This is a genomic window from Methylocystis echinoides (genome assembly GCF_040687965.1).
GTDB lineage: Bacteria > Pseudomonadota > Alphaproteobacteria > Rhizobiales > Beijerinckiaceae > Methylocystis > Methylocystis echinoides_A.
Genome location: NZ_CP156084.1, coordinates 457,993 through 477,720, shown reverse-complemented (window position 1 = coordinate 477,720; position 19,728 = coordinate 457,993). Strand labels below are relative to the sequence as shown.

Below are 19,728 nucleotides of genomic sequence, written 5' to 3'. Positions count from 1 at the left end.
GCTATCTTTGCCTGCTAACGAGCGCTTCGCCACATCGTGGAGGTGAGCGGCGCGCCGGGAAGCGTCGGAAACGCGCTCTTGATGAGATCAAAGCCGAGTTTGAGATAGAGCGCGACCGTCCGGGAGTCCTGCGTTTCCAGATAGGCCGGCCATCCGTTCGCGTCGACTTCTTCGAGCAATTTGCGGGCTAGGATCGCCCCAATGCGGGCCCCGGCGCGACCGCCGAGAAAGTAGCCATGGCAATGCGGCTGTTTCGGCCGCAGGCGATCGAGCGCGGCCTGGATGCGGTACAGTTTGAATAGGCCGAGGGGATCACGGCAGGCGATGCGCAGATAATCCGGGAGGCCCCGCAAGGCGCGGCGGGTCGTCATCGGATAGGCCCCCGGCGGGTACCACAAAAGGACGCCGACAATATCGTCCGCGACCGCGACGTCGACGCGACCGAAAATCAACGCGTCCTCGACGATGGGGCGAAAAAGCCGGCGCAAAATCGCGCGTCTTGACGCGACGCGGGGAAAGGCGAAGTCGAAAAGCGGATGGTTTTGGAAGGTATCGGCAAGTAGAAGGATCACGTCGCCCTTGCGCGGGTCGGCGGGCGTCAGCCGCCGGATATCCAGATTAGAAATGCTCGCCTCCGAATCTTAAGATCGACCATCAACTTCGCCAGGACAATACGAAGCCGAGAACGGGTTCGTAATACGTGATCCTACCTAGTCCCGCGCGGTCCGCCCAACGACGGCGGCGCGCATGATCCATCCTGCAACTCTACCACCCAAGAATGAAAATTTCGATCAGGGCAAGAGCGTAGAGGAGCGCCACCGCGCCCATAACCGTTTTTTGGTTCATCATCGCCGCCTCCTCGATCAGATCGCTGAGATCTATGATTTCACGCCGCCTGACGCTCCTTCGGTCCAACCCAAAAGCGCTTGAGCTCGGAGCGCCGCAGAACGTCGAACGCGACGACGCGGCCGATCACCTCCGGACCGAGGAATCGGATGAGATCATTCGCCCCGGAGACGGTCTTGTTGTCGACGCTTAGAATAATATCCCGCGTCATCAGCCCCCCTTCCCAGGCGGGGCCGTCGGGTTCGATGCTGATGATCGAGGCGCCCAGCTCCTGTCCGATGCCGAGCCGCAGCGCGATCCGACGCGGCACCGAGACCGTGGCGGCGCCGACGCCGATATGACCCCGTCGCACGCGACCATGCTGAAGAATCTCGCTCATGACGAATTCCGCCGTGTTGGACGAGACCGCGAAGCAAATCCCCTGCGCCGCTCGAATGATGGCGGTGTTGACGCCGACGACCTCGCCGGCGGTGGTGATCAACGGCCCGCCCGAATTTCCCGGGTTGAGCGCCGCGTCGGTCTGGATGACGTCTTCGATCTGACGTCCCGTTCGCGCAGCGAGGCTTCGACCGAGCGCCGATATGACGCCGACCGTTACGCTCGCCTCGAGGCCGAGAGGGTTTCCGATCGCCAACACCAGCTGGCCGCGCTTGAGGCGCGTCGAATCACTGAGTCTCGCGGCCGGCAAAGCCGCGCTCTCGTCGATGCGCAGCAAAGCGAGGTCCGTGTCAGGATCGTCGCCGAGGACGCGGGCCGAGAGCGCGCGCCCCTCCATCGTCGAAGCTTCCACGCGGCGGGCTCCGTGGACGACATGGCTGTTGGTCAAGAGCAGGCCATCAGGGGAAACGATCACGCCAGAGCCGGAGCCCGCCCGCTCGGCCCCGCGACGCACGTCAATTCGAACGACCGACGGCGAAACGGCCTCGACGGCGTCGCTGAGCATTCTCGAATAGGGATCGAGCCCGTTGGTCACGTTTCGCTCTAGCCTTTAACTGAGCTCCCCAGCTTGGCGTCCAAGGTGATCTCAGCGTTGAGGAGCTTCGATACCGGACAGTTCGTTTCGGCGGTTTTGGCCATCTCGACAAAAGCCGCCTCGTCGAGCCCCGGCACGCTCCCCCGTAGAGTCAAAGCTGAGCTTCGAATGCGAAAGCCTTGTCCCTCCGGCTCGAGCGTCACCGCCGCTTCCGTGTGTAATTCATCAGGCGTATGGCCGGCCGTCTGAAGGAGAAAGGCGAGCGCCATTGTGAAGCAGCCCGCATGCGCGGCGGCGATCAGTTCTTCCGGATTTGTCCCGCGTTCGTTCTCGAAACGCGTCTTGTAGGAATAGGGCGTATGCGAGAGCACGCCGGAATCGGTCGTCAGCTCCCCGCGGCCATCTTTGCCGGCGCCGCGCCAGACGGCTTGTGCTCTGCGGATCATGGGCCTCTCCTGCTTCGCGAAAACCGGCCCGTTGGTAGAATTTATGTGGACCGCCCAAGACAGTCAGAAGGCTCCAATTATTGTTGCAGACCCTGGAGGCAAGGCCGCGCAGGGCGGGGGGCAGGCAAGGCCATGCGCGCGTTTCTGTGGATGGCGCGCGGACGCGGCCCGTTGGGCAATTTGCCCGACATCCTGTCGATGAGGCGCGGTCGTCTTGGCGTTTCAGCCGTTCGCTGATCTAATCGCGGCGTCCTGACACTATTTGACGGCGGCGCCCATGCGGCTGATCTTCCGACTGGTTCTGCGTCTCACCGCGATTGCGCTCGCGTGTCTGGTTCTCACCGCAAGCTTCGTTATGGTCGACGCGCACAAGGCGATAGAGGCGGAAACGACGGCCTCGGCGGAGCGCGTCGCTCATGGGCTCGAGAATTTGTTCTGGCGCGCGATTTTGTGGCGCGCGACGATGCGGCGCGACAATGTCCTCCCGACGCCTGACTGGGAATCCTTTTCGACTCTCCGCCTCATCTCCCCGGGCGTGTGCATCTCTTACGCCCCAGCGGGGGATACGCCGCGCACGCTCTGCAGCCAGACCGAAAACGTTGGCTCGGCCGCGCCCCCATGGTTCTCCGACCTTTACGAAAGCGCTTTCGGCGCGCCGGGCTCGGCGACGCGCCTCTTAACCGTGCGCGCGCCGGATACGGGCCTCGTCGTGGCCAGAGCTGATCCGCAAGCGGCGATTCGTCAGGCCTGGCGTCGGATTTCCGTCGTGCTCAGCGTCGCCGCGACGATGGCCGTCGGCATCTGCGTTCTTTCGGGGATCGCCATCTGGCAGGCGCTTGCGCCCACAAGAGCCATCGTCGATGGACTGCGCAAGCTAGGGGAGGGGGACTATCGCCACCGGATCGCTGTGTTCACCAAGGAGGAATTCGGCCTGATCGCCGCGGCCGTCAACGACCTTGCCGAACGTCTTGCGCAGACGACGGCCGAGCGGGTGGCGCTGACCAAACGCCTGTTCGAGGTTCAGGAAGACGAGCGCCGCGCGCTTGCGCGCGATCTGCACGACGAATTCGGCCAGTGTCTGACGGCCATGATCGCCTTTGCGGCGGCGATCGAGTCTAGCGCGAAGGATCGGCCAGACCTGGCGGAAGACGCCCGCGCCATCGCGAAAGTCGCCAAACGCATGATGGCGTCATTGCGGGAGACGCTTGCGCGACTGCGGTCGCAGGATTTGGAGGAGCTTGGCCTTGAAGCCTGCCTCGTGCGGCTCGCCGCCAGCTGGAACGCGCGAACTGCTCCCAAGGCCGTTGTGCATCTCGGCCTCGTGGGCGATCTCGGGGCCTTGCCGGTTGCGGTTTCGACCAGCGTCTATCGAATCGCTCAGGAATGTCTGACGAACGCGATGCGCCATGGCGCGCCGAAAGAGATTCACTTGCGCGTTGAGCGCGCCGGCTCGGATGAAGACGCGGTCTCCCTGGTCGTCGAGGACGACGGAGGCGGCGATCCGCAGAAAATCCACGCGTCCTCGGGGCGCGGCATTCTCGGCGTGCGCGAGCGGATCGCCGCTTTTGGCGGAAGCCTGTCGATCTGCGGCGCTGCGCGCGGCGTAAGGATCTCCGCGCGCATCCCCTGCGCGGCCAGCCGATTGGTGGAAGCGTGAGCACGATCCGAATTCTTCTTGTCGACGATCATCCCATTGTGCGGGAGGGCTATCGACGCCTCCTGGAGCGCCAGCCGGGGCTGTCGATCGTCGCAGAAGCGGACACGGCGGCCACGGCCTATCAGGCCTATAAAGCTACGGCGCCTGATCTGGCGCTGATGGATCTCTCCTTGCCGGGCGTCGGCGGGCTCGAGGCGATCCGGCATATTCGGCAGTGGGACAAAGGCGCGCGCATCCTCGTTTTCACCATGCATAGCGCGGCGGCTTTCGCGCTCAAGGCTTTCGAAGCCGGCGCATCCGGCTATGTGACGAAAAGTAGCGACGCCGCTGAGCTCGTCCGCGCGGTGACAATCGTGGCCCGGGGCGGTCGGGCCTTGAGCGACGACGTCGCCCGCGAAATCGCCGCTGAGCGGCTGGGCGACGGCGCCGCGCTCGCGAGCGAACTTGGGCCGCGTGAAACTGAGATCTTGCGGCTCGTGGCGTCTGGCCGCACCACGGAAGAGATCGCCGCGCTTCTCCATCTCAGCGCCAAAACGGTGCAAAACTACCACTATCAGATCAAGTCCAAGATCGGCGCGCGCACCGACGCGCATCTTGTCTGGCTGGCGATGGGCGCCGGCCTCGTCGAGCGCGACAGCGCCATTTCTCCAATCTTCCAGAGCTTTTGACTCCGTCGGCGCGCGCAGGCGATTTGCCCAGGCGAGATCAGGCGCCGCGCCTAGGCGCGCTTCGTCGCTTCGGCGTTACGCTCTCTTTGGATGTGACGAAGTCGCGTCGAAGGGGAGGGCCAAATGCCGATGACTTCTAGTTTTCGGGGGCTGCTGCGAGCGTTGGCGGTTGGGGTCATGGCGTTGGCGACGCTTCCCTCAGTGGGGTTAGGCGAGAATGCCCGTCCGATCCAACTTGCCGTCTTCGCAATGGAGCTCGACGATTTCAGCGCCGGCGGCCCGCTCGCCGGGGAAAGCCCAACGGAAACCGCGCGGCTCGAGCGCATGACCGATCTGGCGCGCGAACGCCTCGCCAGCTCAGGGCTATTCAAAATCATCGATGGCCGTGCGTCGCGCCATGAGATGGCCAAGGAGCATTGGCTGCGAAAATGCAACGGCTGCGAGGCCGACGCCGCCCGCGACCTCGGCGCCGAAATGTCCTTCATCGGCTTCTATCGTAAGATCAGCGTGATGGAGCAAAATCTCGAATTTCGTATTCGTGACGCGCGCAGCGGGGAATTGCTGAATGTCTCGCAGACCGACTTGCGCGGAGAAACCGACGAATCATGGAGCCGCGCGCTGAAGTTTCTGATCAGATATGCGCTGGTGGAGCCGGAGCTGCGCCGCCGGTCGGCCGGAAGTCGGCGGGAAACGCCGCCGCTTTGAGGCGAATGTGCCGTTCAGCAAAAGCTGAGTAGTTTTGTACTGCTAAGCGTTCGCTCGACCGTATCCTTTACAATAGAGGGTGAAACCGCGTCCTGTACAATAAGAATCAGATAGGGGTGGTGGTTGTCACGTTCTGGCCTGACGCATAATCGTCTGTTTTCTCGTCGCTTCGCCGCAAGAATTGAAAAGGCCGTCGTACGCTGGAGCCTCCCGTCCGCTATTGTAAGCGGGGCCAAGAAGTCCTACGCAGCCGCGAGAGTTTGACGTGCAGCTTTTTGATGCGTTGTGCTTATTGTCCTTGTGTAAAATATCCTGTAAAGTGAGATTATTAGCAGGTGGAGGATGTCATGAAAGTTTATTTGAGATACGGCCTTCTTGCCGTCGCGCTATCAATGGTCGCCGTGCCGTCTGCCGCTGAGGCGGCGCCGTTTGGGGGATTCTTGGGCTGGATTCTGCGGCCGATCTTCGTCCGTTTTCCTGGTCACCTCCCCAATCCGTTTCCTGGTAACCCGCCGGGAAATTTCCCGCCGCCCGGCCCGGGTTGCTGGTTCCGCAACTGTCCATCGCCGAACTGAGCACGGACAGGCGCGATACAGAGCCGATGTTATGCGCGAACTCCTGCCGGATGGAGTTCGCGTTTTTTTTCTCTAGCACGGCGTCTGTCAGGGCCGGCCGCCCTCCGACGACTTGGCGTCAATCGGCCGGCCAATGCATTAGCGTGGCAATAGGTTTTTTGTTTTTGCGAGTAACGGAGTATGTGCCGTGAGATTAGATGCTAGTCTGAAAACCGCGACGGTGGTTTTTTAGTATTTATAAGTCGCGCCAAGCGTGATCTGGTTTCGGTCCCAAGTATTATTGGCAAGGCTAGATATTACAGAGAAATAACTGTATTCGAACCTGGCGTCGAGATTCCGCCAAATTTCATAAGAAACATTTAGGCCGGCCTGCCAGTAACGAGAGTGACTGTGATTGGCGTCCTTGACGTATTTGAAATCGAGGTAGCCGCCAAAAATCGATGTCCGCCAGCTGCGTGATAAGGCGTAGTCGATCCTGACCTGCGACAGGAAGGCCTTTGCCGGGCTCCCCAGGACATTGCCGGTCGTTGGCATGAAGGCGTCTTGAATATATTGCGTGGCGAGAGCCGATATCGTCCACGCCCGTGTCGGGCTCCAAGAGGCGCTCCCCCCAATGACAGGCATCTCGACCGACTTGTAGCGCGCCCCCTGATAGAATTGCTGCTGAAACCCCGCATAGACCTCGCCGCGCAACAAACGTTCGCCGGTTTCACGGTCCTCGCCCCGGTCAACCCCCAAACCCGCAACGGCCCGATAGCCATGCGCCGCAAAATCGGCTGTGCCGAACGGCGTGGTGAGTGGCGGGAGTCCCTGGGAGAAGTCAGGCGTCGTGAAATTATAAAAATCGCGAATGCTGCCCGAGCCCTCGGAGAAGACGTAAAACGACGGGATCAGCCGGTAGCCGACGCGAGCAGTGACCCAATTGACGAAATCATGGCGCCGACTCGAGGCGTAATAAGCGACGCGCGGATTGATCGGCTCAAAATCCAATAGCGCAGTATTGAGGCTCGCGCCGACGAACAGACGGTCGAAGCTCTTGAGCGCGGCGACGGATCCGGTCAGCACGTTCCACTTTTGCAGATCGCGTTTCCGGCCCAAAGACGATGACGTCGATATCGGCAGCACGCCCAAACCGCTCTCGCCAAACAGAAACGCCCCAGAGCCATAGACGCTGGTAAAGTGATCCGCTTGCCCATGGAACTTGACAAGCAAGTCTCGTCTCACCTCCCAGACATGAGAGAGACCCAGCTGCCCATTGATCAGATTGTAATTATTGACGTCCGGCACGATCGTGAGATCGCCGGAGCCATAGACCTTGGTTCGATGAATGCCGGTGTCGCGAATCGCGACAAACCTAGGCTGCAGACGTATCCCTGCGGCGGCGATGGGCTTGACGCTCGAATAATAGATATTGTCACTATAGGTCGCGCCGACTGTCAGTTCGCCGGATAACATCCAGCCTGCAAGCGACACCCCATGATAATTGCGGGTCGGCCGACGCCGAATTCTATGGGCGAAGGGGGTCGGCGCAAGAAGACTGAGCGTGTCTTCCTGGTAGCCAAACGCATTAAAGCCGCTTCCCGAACTCACCTGGGGCAAAATAACAGTCTGCGCGACGCCATCACGTATCGATAGCGCAGCGCAAAAGAAAGCGAGGACGCCAAAGCGACGCCGATGTGATCGTTTTGCAAACACGCAACCTACCATGCGGCAAATGAGAAAAGCTTAACTAATCATCGTGCGTCCATAATCTAACCAGTGATTCTCACGAAACTTTGGCGGGAGATAGGACAAGCGCCAATTGTGCACAACGCAGAACCCAGCCCAACCTAAAAATATCGCTCAGGCAAGCGAACGACGTCTCCGGGATAAACCAGGATCTTCGGAGATCTCGGGCATTCGCGGTAGCCCGTGTCGCCGAGACGCTGAATGAGAACCCGCGTTTCACTAGCGCGATAGGTGTGGCCCCCGGCGACCGCGACGGCGCTTTCGACGTTGAGTCCGCCCTGATAAGGATACTCACCCGGCTTTTCGACTTCCCCGAGCACGTAGAACGGCTTGAACGACGCAATGTCGACGGTGACCTTGGGGTCAATGACATATTGCGCCCGGCGCAGCCGCTCGGTGAGCAGCCGTTCAAGTTCAGCCTTCGTCATCCCGGCGACCTGCACGGTTCCGACGAGCGGCAGCGACAGGCTGCCCCCGGGATCCACGAAATAGTCGCCGGTCAATTGCGCTTCGCCATAGACGGTGACACGCAGTCTGTCGCCAGCCCTCACCTCGATCGGCCCTGTGGCCCCGCCAGGCCCGATCTGGTGCGACTCGATCCCGACGCAGGGCTCCGTGCTCATCTCGATAGTGTCGCAGCCCGCCAGACTTCCTGCGAGCAAAAAGCTCAACAGTACTGAATGTGTCTGTCTGAACGATCTAAAGCTCAACGATGAACACTCCAAAAGGAATTGGTGATTTTTAATAGTGCCACGCCCTCTTGCCCGCAAGTCATTTAACCTGCAACTACAAAAGTGCGCTACTTCTCACAAGCGTTATAGTTAGCCATTGGTAAGACTGATCGCGGCGCCTCCAGCGGTGTCCAAAATCCACGAATCATTTCCCTCGAGCACCACGGCTGTCAACACATTCGTCGCGTAAGCGCCGGTGTCGGCGTTGATGCGGTTCGGCAAGATTTCGACAGTCGGTACGGCATTATGCCCGTGAACAATGATTTTGCCGAAACTCTCGGAGGCGCCAAGAAACTCGTCTCTTATCCACAACAGATCTCGTGGTTGTTGCTGATCGAGAGCGACCCCCGGGCGAACGCCCGCATGGCAGAAGAAATACTCCCCAAGCGTATAAGAGAGGCACGTTTGCTCTAAAAATTCGCGGTGCAGATCGGGCAGGTTGTGGCGCAGACGATCCTGGGCGGCTTTGAAACCCCGGCCCCGCATGACCTCCGTAACTTCGACATTATAAGAGGCGAGCGTCTCGACGCCGCCGAAGTGGCGCCATTTATCTAAAACGCTCTCATCCTCGAGAAACTGAAGCATGACCGCTTCGTGATTGCCGCGGAGCGGGATGAAAGACGTCGGGAAGTTGTTCGACGCTAAGCGCTCGATCACGGTCGCGGAATCCGGACCCCTGTCCACGTAATCACCCAGGAAGATCGTGAGCACGGTCTCGCACGGTCTCTCGATCACGTCTCGCCATATTTGTTCCCCGAGACAGTCCAATAAATCCGCCCGTCCGTGGATGTCGCCGATCGCATAGACCCGACAGCCAGCAGGCAGAAAGCTTTGATCCGCTCCGCCCGCTTGGCGCTGTTGACCTCGAAACAGCCGCCATGCCGATGGAAGCAGGTTGGCGGCGCCGCCAACGTCAAATTTGAAGCGTCTCAGATTTTGCAGCAAGGCGTCGGCGCCCCAGGAGAAACGGAAAGCGTCGTCGGGCGAGGGGTCGATCGGAGTGGAGCGGTCCGGAAAGCCGATCATGTGAATAGCCTTGAACGAATGCATGAGCATTATACGGAGGATCCTCGCTCCGGCAAGCGCTTGGCGCGTCGCTCGCGTGTCAATAAATAAGAGCGCACGGCGCCTCGCCTCGCGAGCTGGAAGCTATTCAAGTCATATCACTTGACCTTAGCAGAAGTCCTGTCGAAGGCTTTAGCGAAATGATTTACGTCAATTTGTTGAGTTAAGTAGTTTTACTTAAGCCTCGGCGGCGCTCAAAAAAATGGCCAAAGAGATTTCGATGCTGTTGCGCCACCGAGCAGCTGGCCTGTAAATTGTATCTATGCTGAACCGCGGCGTGGGTTGCGCGCGCGCATTGAGTGTGCAACTCTAACTTATTGTTACTACGGCTCACTTTAAGGCTAAACATGTTGAAAACCGATCTGAGCTCGCAGGATGGTTTCTCGCTTGCCGAGGCTCATGACGCTCTTTCCGAGCATAAGAAGATATGTCCCTATAACCACGTCGCCGCACTTGTTGTTCTCGACGCGGTTGCGATCGCGGTCGTCGGCATTGTCGCAACTTGGGCTATCGGATTCGCCCGCGACAGTTCGATGGAGCTGCAGCAATGGCAGATCTTCGCCATGACATTTGGGATCCTATTGCAATTCAATACGGCGAAAGCGGTGGGCGCTTATGACGTCGATAAAGCGTTTGACCTCACGCCGTCAGTCAAGGCGTCCATTTGCGCCCAAGTGACGACCTTCGCCATGCTGGCGGTTGCAGCGGCGGCGGCAAAACAGGCCGGACACTATTCGAGGCTCTGGTTTTTCACCTGGGCGCTCAGCAGCGTACTATCTGCTCAGGCCCTGCGCGCCTTTTTGGCAAAACGCTTCTACAATAAGATCGACGCTGGCCACCATATGAGCCGCGCCATGTCGATTGGCGTCGGCGGCGCCCCAATCGAGCGTGATGACATCGAGTTCGCCACGCAAAAGAAGGTGCGGGTCATCGTCGAACGGCGTCTCCAAAGCCACCATGATCTCGCGGCGCTTGCCAAGACCATTTCCGAACGGCAGATCGATTGCCTGTTCGTCTCCGGGCCTTGGGAGGCGATCCCAGAGATCGCCTCCGCGCTCAGCGCGCTCAAACACCTCTCGGTAAGAATACTTATTCTCCCCCGCGAAAAAGCCCTGTCGACGATCCTCGACGCTTCGCTCTTTGACGGGGATCGCTTGGCGCTTTGCGTCAGTAATCAGTCCATCGCCGGTTGGGGGCTTTGGCTCAAGCGCGTAGAAGACATCTTTATTGCCGGCGTGGCGCTCGCTTTGCTGACCCCCTTGTTCATCCTCGTGTCCTTGGCGATCAAGCTCGAGAGTCCGGGGCCGGTGTTTTTTCGGCAGACGCGCGTTGGCTTCAACGGCGAACGGTTTCAGCTGTGGAAGTTCCGGTCGATGTATGTCGAAGCCACCGACCCGCACGCTCAAATTCAGACCGCTAAGGGCGACACGCGCGTGACCCGGGTGGGCCGCCTCATTCGTCGCCTGAGCATCGATGAGCTGCCGCAGCTTCTCAATGTCATCGAAGGCGACATGTCGATCGTCGGGCCAAGGCCGCATGCGCTCGCGACCAAGGCCGAGAATCTCCAGCTCGAGGACGCTTTTGACGATTATGCCGCTCGACATCGCGTCAAGCCGGGAATAACCGGCCTCGCGCAGGTGAGCGGCTTTCGCGGCGAGCTGACCAGCCTGGAGAAATTGCGCCGGCGGATCGACTACGATCTCGACTACATCAAACACTGGAGCCTTTGGCTTGATCTCCAGATCATCACGAAGACGGCGGTCATCGTCTTGTGGGACAAGAACGCTTACTGATAGAAAGAACCTCGAAACGAAAAGGGCCGCTTTCGAAGGGCGCCCGCATGAAGAGTTGGAAAATTGCCGGATGCGTGCATGCCTAGCAGCGTAACTTTGGCGGGTCTCTCTGCAGCTGAGGCGCCATTAGCTTCATCTGCGTCGACAGAGCGCTCATTCGATCGCAAGCTGTTTGCGGCCTTGATATTCGGCCTCGCCTTCGCGCCGTTTTGGTTGGGCTCCAACCGCCCGATCGCTTGGGGCCTAAATGCGATCTACTATGGCGCGCTCGCCATCCTTTATGAGGCCGCGCTGCTCTGGAGCGGCAGAACCCATCCCGTCGCCTTGCGCCGTATTTGGTTTCCGGCGATCGCTTTCATGAGCGTCGTCGTGTGGTCGCTCTTGCAGATTGCGCCCTTCATGCCGGAGAGCTGGCGTCACCCGATCTGGCGCATGGCGAGCGACGCGCTCGGCGAACCGATCGCCGGCGCGATCAGTGTCAACCCCGACCTGACGGTTCTGGCGGTGACGAGGCTCTTGACCTGCGGCCTGGTGTTTTGGTTGTCATTGCAGCTTTGCCGCTCCGAGCGTCGCGCGCGCGCCATGGTCAAGGGAATAGCCCTGATTGGCCTCGGCTACGCGGTCTACGGAATCCTCGCCTTCTTTGTCTGGCCCGACACTATTCTCTGGTTCGACAAGGAGTATTATCGGGACTCGGTAACGTCGACGTTTGTGAATCGGAATTCATATGCCACCTACTCCGCGATAGGACTTGTTTGCTCGCTAGTTTGCGCGCTGCGCGTGTTTCAGCGCTTGACTCCGCCTGGAATGGCTACCGTTGGGCAGCGAGTCGCAGCTTTGATCGCAGCGGCACTGGGTCCCGGCGGCTTCTGGATTGTCTGTGCATTCATAATCGGCGCTGGTCTTATGCTTACAGGCTCGCGGGGGGGCATCGCATCCTCACTGGCTGGCGTTTCGGTCTTTTTCGTGCTGGCGGCCATCCGCGGCCGTAAAAACCCAATTTTTGTTAGCGTCACCCTATTGGTCATGGTCTCTGTGGTAGGCGTCACCTTGCTTTATTTCGGCGATTTCCTCGCCCATAGGTTAAACACGAACCATATGGATGATGAAGGTCGGCTTGCTGTTTATGCTTTGACATGGCGCGCGGTCTTGGACGCTCCCTGGCTTGGAACTGGTTATGGTACCTTCCAGGACGTCTTTAAGATGTATCGTGATGCAACTCTCGTATCGCTGTTTTTTTGGGATCGCGCACATAATACTTACCTAGAGCTGTTCCAAGGATTGGGGTTTCCGGTGGCAATCTTTTTTATGCTAAGCGTAGCCAATATCGTCGGGCACTGCATTTTGGGGGTGAAACAGGAGGCTGTGGCACCCGTCGCGGCCGTCGCCACAAGCGTGGTCGTTTGCCTGCACTCTTTTGTTGACTTTAGCTTGCAGGTCCAGGCTCTGGCGCTGACCTGGTCGGCACTGCTCGGGGCAGGACTCGCGCAATCCCCCAGTGTAATAAATCCTGACGGCTCCTTTTAGAGTCAATGGCACATGATTGGCTTTTGCCGGAGGTTTCCGAATTGCAAGTCGCAGAGGAAAAATGAATCAGCCGATCCTTGTGAACCAACGTTCGCCAAATGTAGGTGCAGGCACTACCAGCGAATTGGATCTTCGCCAAGTACAGGACTTCTTCTGGCGAAGGTGGAAGAATATTCTGGCGGTGACGGCCGTCGTGGTGGCATCAGCGACGATTGTGTTGCTCATGATGACGCCGCGCTATACCGCTACTGCGCAGGTATTCCTCCAGCCGAGAAAAGAAAAAATCCTCGGGACTGAACAGATTGTCGCAGAACTAAGTCTTGAGACTAGCAACGTTGACAGTCAAGTGTCTGTAATACAGTCAACTAACCTACTTCGTCGTGTTGTCGAGACAGAAAGACTTGCAGATGACCAGGAATTCGGCAAGGGCGAGTTAGGTCTGTTTTCCTTTCTCACCTCCATCTTTGATTCACTAGGAGGCGAACCGGGGGAAGGTGATCCAGACGCCGCAAAGACCGACGTCATTCCGCCAAAAATATCGCGCGCAATAAGGAATTTAAGAGACGCGTTGGAAGTACAGCGGCTGAATCGAACGTTTGTCCTGTCTATATCGGTTACTTCGAAGGACCGGGTAAAGGCAATGCGGCTAACGAACGCTATAGCTAACGCGTTTGTGCTGAATACCGTCGAGGCCCGTTATGAAGCGGCAAAACATGCTTCGGTCTGGCTCGGCGAACGGATAGAGGAGTTGCGCCGGCGAGTAAGACAGTCTGAGGAGGAGGTGGCAAAGTTTAGACGCGACCATAATTTGGTTGCAACGACAAGCGAAGGGAAGCAAACCGTCACCGAACAGCAGCTTTCGGAGCTAAATGAAAAGCTGATCGTTGCCCGGGCGGACACTGCAGAACGGCGCGCCAAATACGAGCAAGCTAAGAAGGTTGTTGTCGAGGGTGGAGATGTGCAGGCGATCCCAGACGCAGTCCGCTCAGAGGCGATTTCCAGGTTACGCGAGCAGCAGGCAGAGGTCACTCGAAAGGAGGCAGACCTTTCAGCCCGCTATGGTGCCAGAAATCCAATTCTGATCAACGCCCGCGCGGAGCGTCGTGATATTGATCGATCAATCTCGGCCGAGGTGCAGCGTATATTGCTTAATCTCAAAAACGATTACGAGGTAGCGGAAGCTCGCGAGAAATCGCTTGAGACGAGTCTTGATCAGGCGACAGGAAGGACGGGCGTCGATAACAACATTGGTGTGCGGCTTCGGGAACTCGAACGGATCAATGCTGCAAACAAGATGATTTTCGAAAACTTTCTTTCACGCTCAAAAATCACGCAGGAAGAGTCAAGCTTAGAAGAGCGGGAAGCGCGCGTTATATCCCCTGCTACGAAGCCTGTGAGGCCATCGCACCCCAAGAAGGTTCTCATTCTTTCGCTCGCTACTGCTTTTGGTATCATTCTTGGGATAGGGGGCAGTGTTGCCCTTGATCGCTTGAACCCGGGCTTCACATCAGCAAGGGAAATTGAAGAAAAACTTGGATATCCAGTGCTGGCGACTATACCCCTGCTTACTGACAAAGAACTTCGAGTCAACGATAAGGTAATGGACCCCGCGAGCTACCTTGCTAAGAAGCCTCTCTCACGTTTCGCAGAAGCGGTGCGTGCAGTTAGGGTCGGGATTCAGATGGCAGCTGTAGATCAGCCGCCGAAAGTTTTCCTACTCACCTCCTCCGTTTCTGCCGAGGGAAAATCAACATTGGCGCAATGCCTCAGTTTTTCTTCTGTGAAAAGCGGTCAGAAAGTGTTACTAATAGATGCTGACTTAAGACATCCCTCAAGCACGAAGTATTTCGACGCGGAAAACCATAAGGGGCTGGTCGAGGTGCTTACGGGATTAGCTACTATCGAAGAGGCTACCTTGCATATGAATGGTTTGAGTTTCCTACCAGCGGGAAGGAAATCCCAAACTCCGACGGAATTACTTAGTTCCATGCGTATGAAAAGTTTGGTAGAGCATTTTCGCGGGAACTTTGGCTGGATTATTATTGACGCGCCTCCCCTTGAGCCGGTTATTGACGCCAGAGTGTTGAACAATCTTGCAGATAAGGTGATTTTTGTGACGCAGTGGCAGCTTACAGCCAGAGAAACTGTGGCTCGTAATGCTGGAGTTTTCGCTGCTTCGGGAACCCTCGGCGGTATCGTTTTAAATCGTGTTGACGAGAGCAAGGCCCCACGTTACGGCGCCTATGCCGAGTATAAGGGTTATTATCATAGCCGTTACTATGAAAACTGATACGAGAGCAGAGAAACGTGACCAGCAAGGCTTTAGCAATCTCGGTGATGCTAGTGTCGCTAATTGTATTTTTAGAAGGGGCAAGTCTTCTCTTCTATGAAGCCTTATGCGCGCAAGAAGCCTACGTGATCTGGCCTGCGATCGAGCAAAAAACCAACTTTGTTACTCCTGGACCAGAGACCGAGGAACTGATTTCCAAATTTCGCGTCTTCAGCTCTCTACCGGGTACCAGCGGAGGTGCGCGAAGGATGCTCCAGACCCTGGATGAGTTAGTGTCTGCGGCAAAGCGCGTTGAGGAGGTGCACCCGAAGGAAATCCTCAAAGTAGAACCCACCTCCGGGACCAAATGGCTTGAGCTCGCGAAATTAAGAGCGGCGCGCTTTGGGTCAGGTAGTAAAGCTACGTTATCAGCTTTAGAAATGTCAGAATTAACTGAGCCACGCGAGATGGATGCTGTTGTCCAGAGGATAGTTTTTTACCTTTTGATCTGGGATGCTTTACCCGAAGGCAGACAAAGGCTAGCTCTCAGTGAACTATCGGATGCCGTGATTTTGATGGATGTTCAAGCCAAGCAAACCATAAGGTCCACCATTGCGGCAATGGATGCAACATCAAGGCAGGTTATCAAACAGAGGCTCGCTCCTTTGCATCCGGGAAAAAATGAGTGGATGAAAGCCATAGGGTTGTGATACTTTACGATCGATCTATAGCGTTTTGTCTTGCTCTGTGCAGGGGGGTGAGCGTTCAACGCGTCAATTGTGAAGCAAATAATAAGAACTATTGTGGACCCTTGACGAGGAGGTTTAGTAAAGGAATCACGGGGCGAAAGTCACCCTGTGTGCGGTAGCGCGCAAACATGAATTACATAGGATGCCACCTCGCGACGACAGGGAGGCTACGCATGCACATAGCATTAGTGGCGCTCTGGCGGTTTTCATCCGGACCGAGGAATGAGGCGCAAAACGTAAAATGATCTATCCTACACCAGGAAAGATGGCGCAATTGCCGCATGAATGGGCGCTAGCCAAGTTGGTGCCAAGACTTCCTGATCATCTCAGTCAATGTCAAGTCAGGCATCACCAACAGGCGGGATGCTCTCCCTTCTATGCCCCAGCGCGATGGTTCCTTCTACCGCGGTAATAAAGACGAGCTAGTTATGGATCTCAAAAGCTGTCGCGTTAGGCCAAAGAAGATATTGGTTCAAGCAATCAATTTTGCTCCAGAATTTATTGGTTGCGCAAAATACACAGCGGAACTGGCACAATATCTTGTATCGCGCGGCCACATAGTTGAAGTTATTACAGCGCCGCCACACTATCCCGGTTGGTCTGTGTGGGCGCCATACCGCGGGTTTTTATACGCAAAGGAGACACTCCACTCTATTAAGGTGTACAGGTGTCCAATTTTAGCGAAGGGCAAGGGCGGAGGTATTTGGCGGTTAATCGCCCCTCTATCGTTCGCTCTCGCTTCGATGCCGGTAGTTGCTTGGCGTATCTGGCGGTTTCGGCCAGAGGTCGTGCTCTGTGTGGAACCAACAATGTTTTCGGTTCCCACAGCAATAATAGCTGCCAAACTTGTCGGCACCCGATGCATTCTACACGTCCAAGATCTTGAGGTGGATGCCGCCTTTGAAGTGGGCCACATAAGGGGCGAGGCGCTTCGAAAGTTTGCGACTGCAACTGAACGGAGTCTTTTGAAGAAGTTTGACCGTATCATCACAATCTCTCAGGGGATGCGTGAGCGATTGATAGCAAAGGGCTTGGACGCGACCCGGATAACTATGGTGCGAAACTGGGTGGACACAAGGACGATCAGGCCGATACCGAGAAGCGAGCCAAATCTATTCCGCCTCGAGCTGGGGATAAATGAAATGAAATTTGTCGCTTTGTATGCCGGTCATATAGGCGCAAAGCAAGGATTAGACGTAATTATTTCGGCCGCCCGGGAGCTGCAGTTTCGAGACGATATTGTGTTTGTGATTGCAGGTGACGGTCCGTTGCAGGAACGTCTCAAGGAAAGCAGTGCCGAACTGCTTAATATTTCGTTTCTTCCTTTGCAGCCGGTGGATCGTTTGAACGAACTGCTGTCCATGGCGGATTTGCACGTACTGCCCCAACAAAAATGGGCCTCTGATTTAGTACTGCCGTCCAAACTCGGTGGCATGTTAGCTAGCGGACGGCCAATCGTCGCTGCCGTCGACACCGGGACAGAACTGTTTCGCATTCTATCGGACATTGCATTACTCGTGCCCGCAGGCGACCACGTTGCGCTCGCCAAGGCTGTTTGTCGCGCTAGAGAAGAAGAGCTTTCTTCGATGGTAGAGAGAGGATTGATGCTTGCTGATATGTTAGATGCCACGCAATTATTGCCGATGTTCGAACGAGAGCTATTTGAAGCCGCGGAGGATGACTCGGACGTTGGAACCGGCCTTAGGGTCGATGTTGAGCTTTAGAAGCTTGCGGGTGCGTCGCGTTAGATAAGCTCGCGCAAATCCCCTCTTTCCAAGGGTGCAGTTTTGGAGCCTCAGACCATAAATCGTTTCATCAAATATCTTAAGGCTGCGATGACGCCGTCGTTTTGGCCAGCCCTTGCAAAGGGAGTCATGCCAGCGGTCGAACATATCGGGGCGATTAAACGGCTCGCGCCAAGGACGCTGATCGATATCGGCGCTAACAAGGGGCAATTCTCACTGATGGCGCGGTACTTGTTTCCTTCAATTGAAATTCAAGCTTTCGAGCCTTTGGACCGGGAACTCCAAATCTACCGGTCGCTAATTGGAAGGCGCGCTCAACTTCATGCTACCGCGCTTGGGGACGTCACGGGTAGTGCGAACTTCTTCGTCACAGCGCGCGCTGACTCGTCCTCACTCTTGGAACCCGATTTGGGCCAGGAGAAGGCTTATGGGATACGGACTAAGGCATCGATGCTTGTCCCTGTTGCTCGGCTCCCGGAGATCATTGACGTTGAGACGTTCAAGCGACCTATACTAATGAAACTCGACGTCCAAGGTGCTGAACTGGAAGTGCTAATGGGTGCAGAACAAATACTGCGCTTCATTGATGCCATCTATTGCGAAGTGTCTTTCGTCGAACTCTACAAAGGGCAGCCCCGCGCAACGGAAATCATTCAGTACTTGGCCCAGCGCCAATTTGAGCTACGCGGGGTGTTCAATATGTCGACCACAAAAGAATACGGGCCTACGCAGGCGGACCTCTTATTTCTGCCGCGCGTCGAGGTGGGTCAGGGCCCCTAACCTCTCATTTCGATGCATTAACCGGGCTAGGGTGCAACCAAGGCGGCGGCAGCGAGCTGAAATTGAAAAAAATTGCATTCGTATGGGATAATTTTGGACCGATGCATATCGACAGGTGCGACGCCTTAGTGCATGAATGGGGCGGCCGCGCTTTGCTCATCGGGGTCGAGATATTCGGAAAGAGCGAAACGTACATATGGCCCTCATCAAAAGCTCGAACGTTCGAAAAAGTCACCCTCTTCCCTAATGGACTTCCGCTCTATCAACGCCAACTTAGGTTAACCCAGTCCCTTGTCCGAGCAATAAGCGAAATCAACCCATCTGCCGTGTTCTTTTGCCACTATGAACTCCCAGCTATCTGGGCGGCGGCCGCGATATCACGGATGCGCGGACGACATGTCTTTGTCATGAATAATTCTAGGTTTGAGGACAAGGAGCGTTTCCGGCTTAGGGAACTTGCAAAGGCCTTGTTCCTATTACCGTACGAGGGCGCGCTGGTAGCTGGAGAGGGAAGTAGGAGCTATCTTGAATTCTTGGGAATGTCACAATCACGGATTGCTCTGGGGTATAATACTGTTTCGGTCAAACGCATTCAACGCCTCTGCGAAGCGCCTCCGGCTCCAGAGGGAGCTCCTTTTTCCGATCGCCACTTTTCAATCATCGCGCGATTCGTTCCAAAGAAGAATTTGGCTACAGCGATTGAGGCCTATGGAGAATATGTCAAACTTGTCCCGCAGCCACGCGCATTGCATATTGCGGGCTATGGTCCAGATGAACCAGCATTGCGCAAGCTCGTTTCCGACTTAGGCTTGTCCCATAACGTCATTTTCAGAGGTGCGCTGCAAATCGAGGGTGTCTCAGAAATGTACTCAACGACCCTTGCGCTGATACTGACAAGCATAGAAGAGCAGTTCGGAAACGTTGTTATCGAAGCACAAGCGACCGGGCTGCCAGTCATCATTTCTGACCGTTGCGGGGCGTGGGAAGTAATGGTGCAGTCTGGGGTGAATGGCTTCGTAGCGGAGTCAGACAACGCTCCTGGTTACGCCTATTTCATGTCGCTTCTATCCGAGGATGAAGGCCTGTGGAGGGCGATGGCCTTGGCAGCGCGACAGAGTGCACGGCGCGGCGACGTGGAGAGATTTGTTGAAGGTGTCAATTCGCTGATTGGGCCTCTGGATAGCCGTCCGAGGGTGAGCTAGTGAAATCCCGAAAGTGCGGTGAACGCTCTGCCATGTCTTTTCCCACTAACTACGTAAGACGTTACATTACGGAATACCCATGTGGAAGGGAACGCAGGCGAAAGCCGCTCGTATTCGTTTGGGATAGCTTCGGTCCAATACAGGCAGATCGCTGTGACGCTGTCGCGGAACACTACGCGGGTCATAGAGTGGTGATAGCATTGGAGCTTGCTGAAAGCAGCGACCCCAGTGCTTGGTCATCGCCGGGTCCAAACAGGTTTCAAAAGTTT

At 56.7% G+C, this 19,728-nt stretch carries 16 protein-coding genes; 10 read left to right on the top strand and 6 right to left on the bottom strand.

Translation table 11 applies throughout. From position 1 onward, the window contains the following. Positions 1 to 14 precede the first annotated feature (14 nt). The 3 genes from RVU70_RS02300 to RVU70_RS02290 form a co-directional block, all read right to left on the bottom strand. Positions 15 to 572 (bottom strand): hypothetical protein, encoded by a 558-nt coding sequence (locus RVU70_RS02300; protein ID WP_363349473.1) that lies wholly within the window; start codon positions 570 to 572, stop codon positions 15 to 17. Between the two features lie 314 nt (positions 573 to 886). After that, positions 887 to 1,819 (bottom strand): trypsin-like peptidase domain-containing protein, encoded by a 933-nt coding sequence (locus tag RVU70_RS02295; RefSeq protein ID WP_363349472.1) that lies wholly within the window; start codon positions 1,817 to 1,819, stop codon positions 887 to 889. 8 nt (positions 1,820 to 1,827) lie between these two features. Further along, the gene (locus tag RVU70_RS02290; protein ID WP_363349471.1) at positions 1,828 to 2,265 is read right to left on the bottom strand and encodes an OsmC family protein; all 438 of its coding nucleotides are present in this window, start codon (positions 2,263 to 2,265) and stop codon (positions 1,828 to 1,830) included. Positions 2,266 to 2,542: 277 nt separating this feature from the next. Between RVU70_RS02290 and RVU70_RS02285 the strand changes: the two genes are divergently transcribed. The 3 genes from RVU70_RS02285 to RVU70_RS02275 all read left to right on the top strand — a co-directional run bounded on the left by RVU70_RS02285 (position 2,543) and on the right by RVU70_RS02275 (position 5,295). After that, complete coding sequence (locus RVU70_RS02285) at positions 2,543 to 3,922, top strand: histidine kinase (protein ID WP_363349470.1); 1,380 nt, start codon at positions 2,543 to 2,545, stop codon at positions 3,920 to 3,922. Beyond that, entirely contained in the window at positions 3,919 to 4,590 is a 672-nt protein-coding gene (locus tag RVU70_RS02280; RefSeq protein WP_363349469.1) for a response regulator transcription factor, read from the top strand. Before RVU70_RS02285 ends, RVU70_RS02280 begins: the two co-directional genes overlap by 4 nt. 123 nt (positions 4,591 to 4,713) lie before the next feature. Beyond that, the gene (locus tag RVU70_RS02275) at positions 4,714 to 5,295 is read left to right on the top strand and encodes a DUF3280 domain-containing protein (RefSeq protein WP_363349468.1); all 582 of its coding nucleotides are present in this window, start codon (positions 4,714 to 4,716) and stop codon (positions 5,293 to 5,295) included. Positions 5,296 to 6,098: 803 nt separating this feature from the next. Here the strand turns inward: RVU70_RS02275 and RVU70_RS02270 are convergent. The 3 genes from RVU70_RS02270 to RVU70_RS02260 all read right to left on the bottom strand — a co-directional run bounded on the left by RVU70_RS02270 (position 6,099) and on the right by RVU70_RS02260 (position 9,274). Further along, the gene (locus tag RVU70_RS02270) at positions 6,099 to 7,565 is read right to left on the bottom strand and encodes an outer membrane beta-barrel protein (RefSeq protein ID WP_363349467.1); all 1,467 of its coding nucleotides are present in this window, start codon (positions 7,563 to 7,565) and stop codon (positions 6,099 to 6,101) included. A gap of 134 nt (positions 7,566 to 7,699) precedes the next feature. After that, entirely contained in the window at positions 7,700 to 8,221 is a 522-nt protein-coding gene (locus tag RVU70_RS02265) for a polysaccharide biosynthesis/export family protein (RefSeq protein WP_363349466.1), read from the bottom strand. A 198-nt stretch (positions 8,222 to 8,419) separates the two neighbouring features. Next, positions 8,420 to 9,274, bottom strand: a complete 855-nt coding sequence (locus RVU70_RS02260; RefSeq protein WP_363349465.1) for a metallophosphoesterase family protein — start codon at positions 9,272 to 9,274, stop codon at positions 8,420 to 8,422. A 467-nt stretch (positions 9,275 to 9,741) separates the two neighbouring features. Here RVU70_RS02260 and RVU70_RS02255 point away from each other — a divergent pair, with 467 nt between their 5' ends. From RVU70_RS02255 to RVU70_RS02225, 7 genes are all read left to right on the top strand, one after another. Further along, the gene (locus RVU70_RS02255; RefSeq protein WP_363349464.1) at positions 9,742 to 11,187 is read left to right on the top strand and encodes an exopolysaccharide biosynthesis polyprenyl glycosylphosphotransferase; all 1,446 of its coding nucleotides are present in this window, start codon (positions 9,742 to 9,744) and stop codon (positions 11,185 to 11,187) included. 78 nt (positions 11,188 to 11,265) lie between these two features. After that, the gene (locus RVU70_RS02250) at positions 11,266 to 12,714 is read left to right on the top strand and encodes an O-antigen ligase family protein (RefSeq protein ID WP_363349463.1); all 1,449 of its coding nucleotides are present in this window, start codon (positions 11,266 to 11,268) and stop codon (positions 12,712 to 12,714) included. Between the two features lie 61 nt (positions 12,715 to 12,775). Next, positions 12,776 to 15,004, top strand: coding sequence for a polysaccharide biosynthesis tyrosine autokinase (locus RVU70_RS02245; protein WP_363349462.1), 2,229 nt, complete (start codon positions 12,776 to 12,778; stop codon positions 15,002 to 15,004). A 17-nt stretch (positions 15,005 to 15,021) separates the two neighbouring features. Continuing rightward, complete coding sequence (locus RVU70_RS02240; RefSeq protein ID WP_363349461.1) at positions 15,022 to 15,693, top strand: hypothetical protein; 672 nt, start codon at positions 15,022 to 15,024, stop codon at positions 15,691 to 15,693. 416 nt (positions 15,694 to 16,109) lie between these two features. Further along, positions 16,110 to 17,456 carry a WcaI family glycosyltransferase gene (locus RVU70_RS02235; protein WP_363349460.1) on the top strand — a complete coding sequence of 449 codons (1,347 nt, stop codon included), beginning with the start codon at positions 16,110 to 16,112 and terminating at the stop codon, positions 17,454 to 17,456. Between the two features lie 63 nt (positions 17,457 to 17,519). Then, complete coding sequence (locus RVU70_RS02230) at positions 17,520 to 18,257, top strand: FkbM family methyltransferase (protein ID WP_363349459.1); 738 nt, start codon at positions 17,520 to 17,522, stop codon at positions 18,255 to 18,257. 62 nt (positions 18,258 to 18,319) lie between these two features. Beyond that, positions 18,320 to 19,459 (top strand): glycosyltransferase family 4 protein, encoded by a 1,140-nt coding sequence (locus RVU70_RS02225; RefSeq protein WP_363349458.1) that lies wholly within the window; start codon positions 18,320 to 18,322, stop codon positions 19,457 to 19,459. The last annotated feature ends 269 nt before the right edge of the window (positions 19,460 to 19,728 follow it).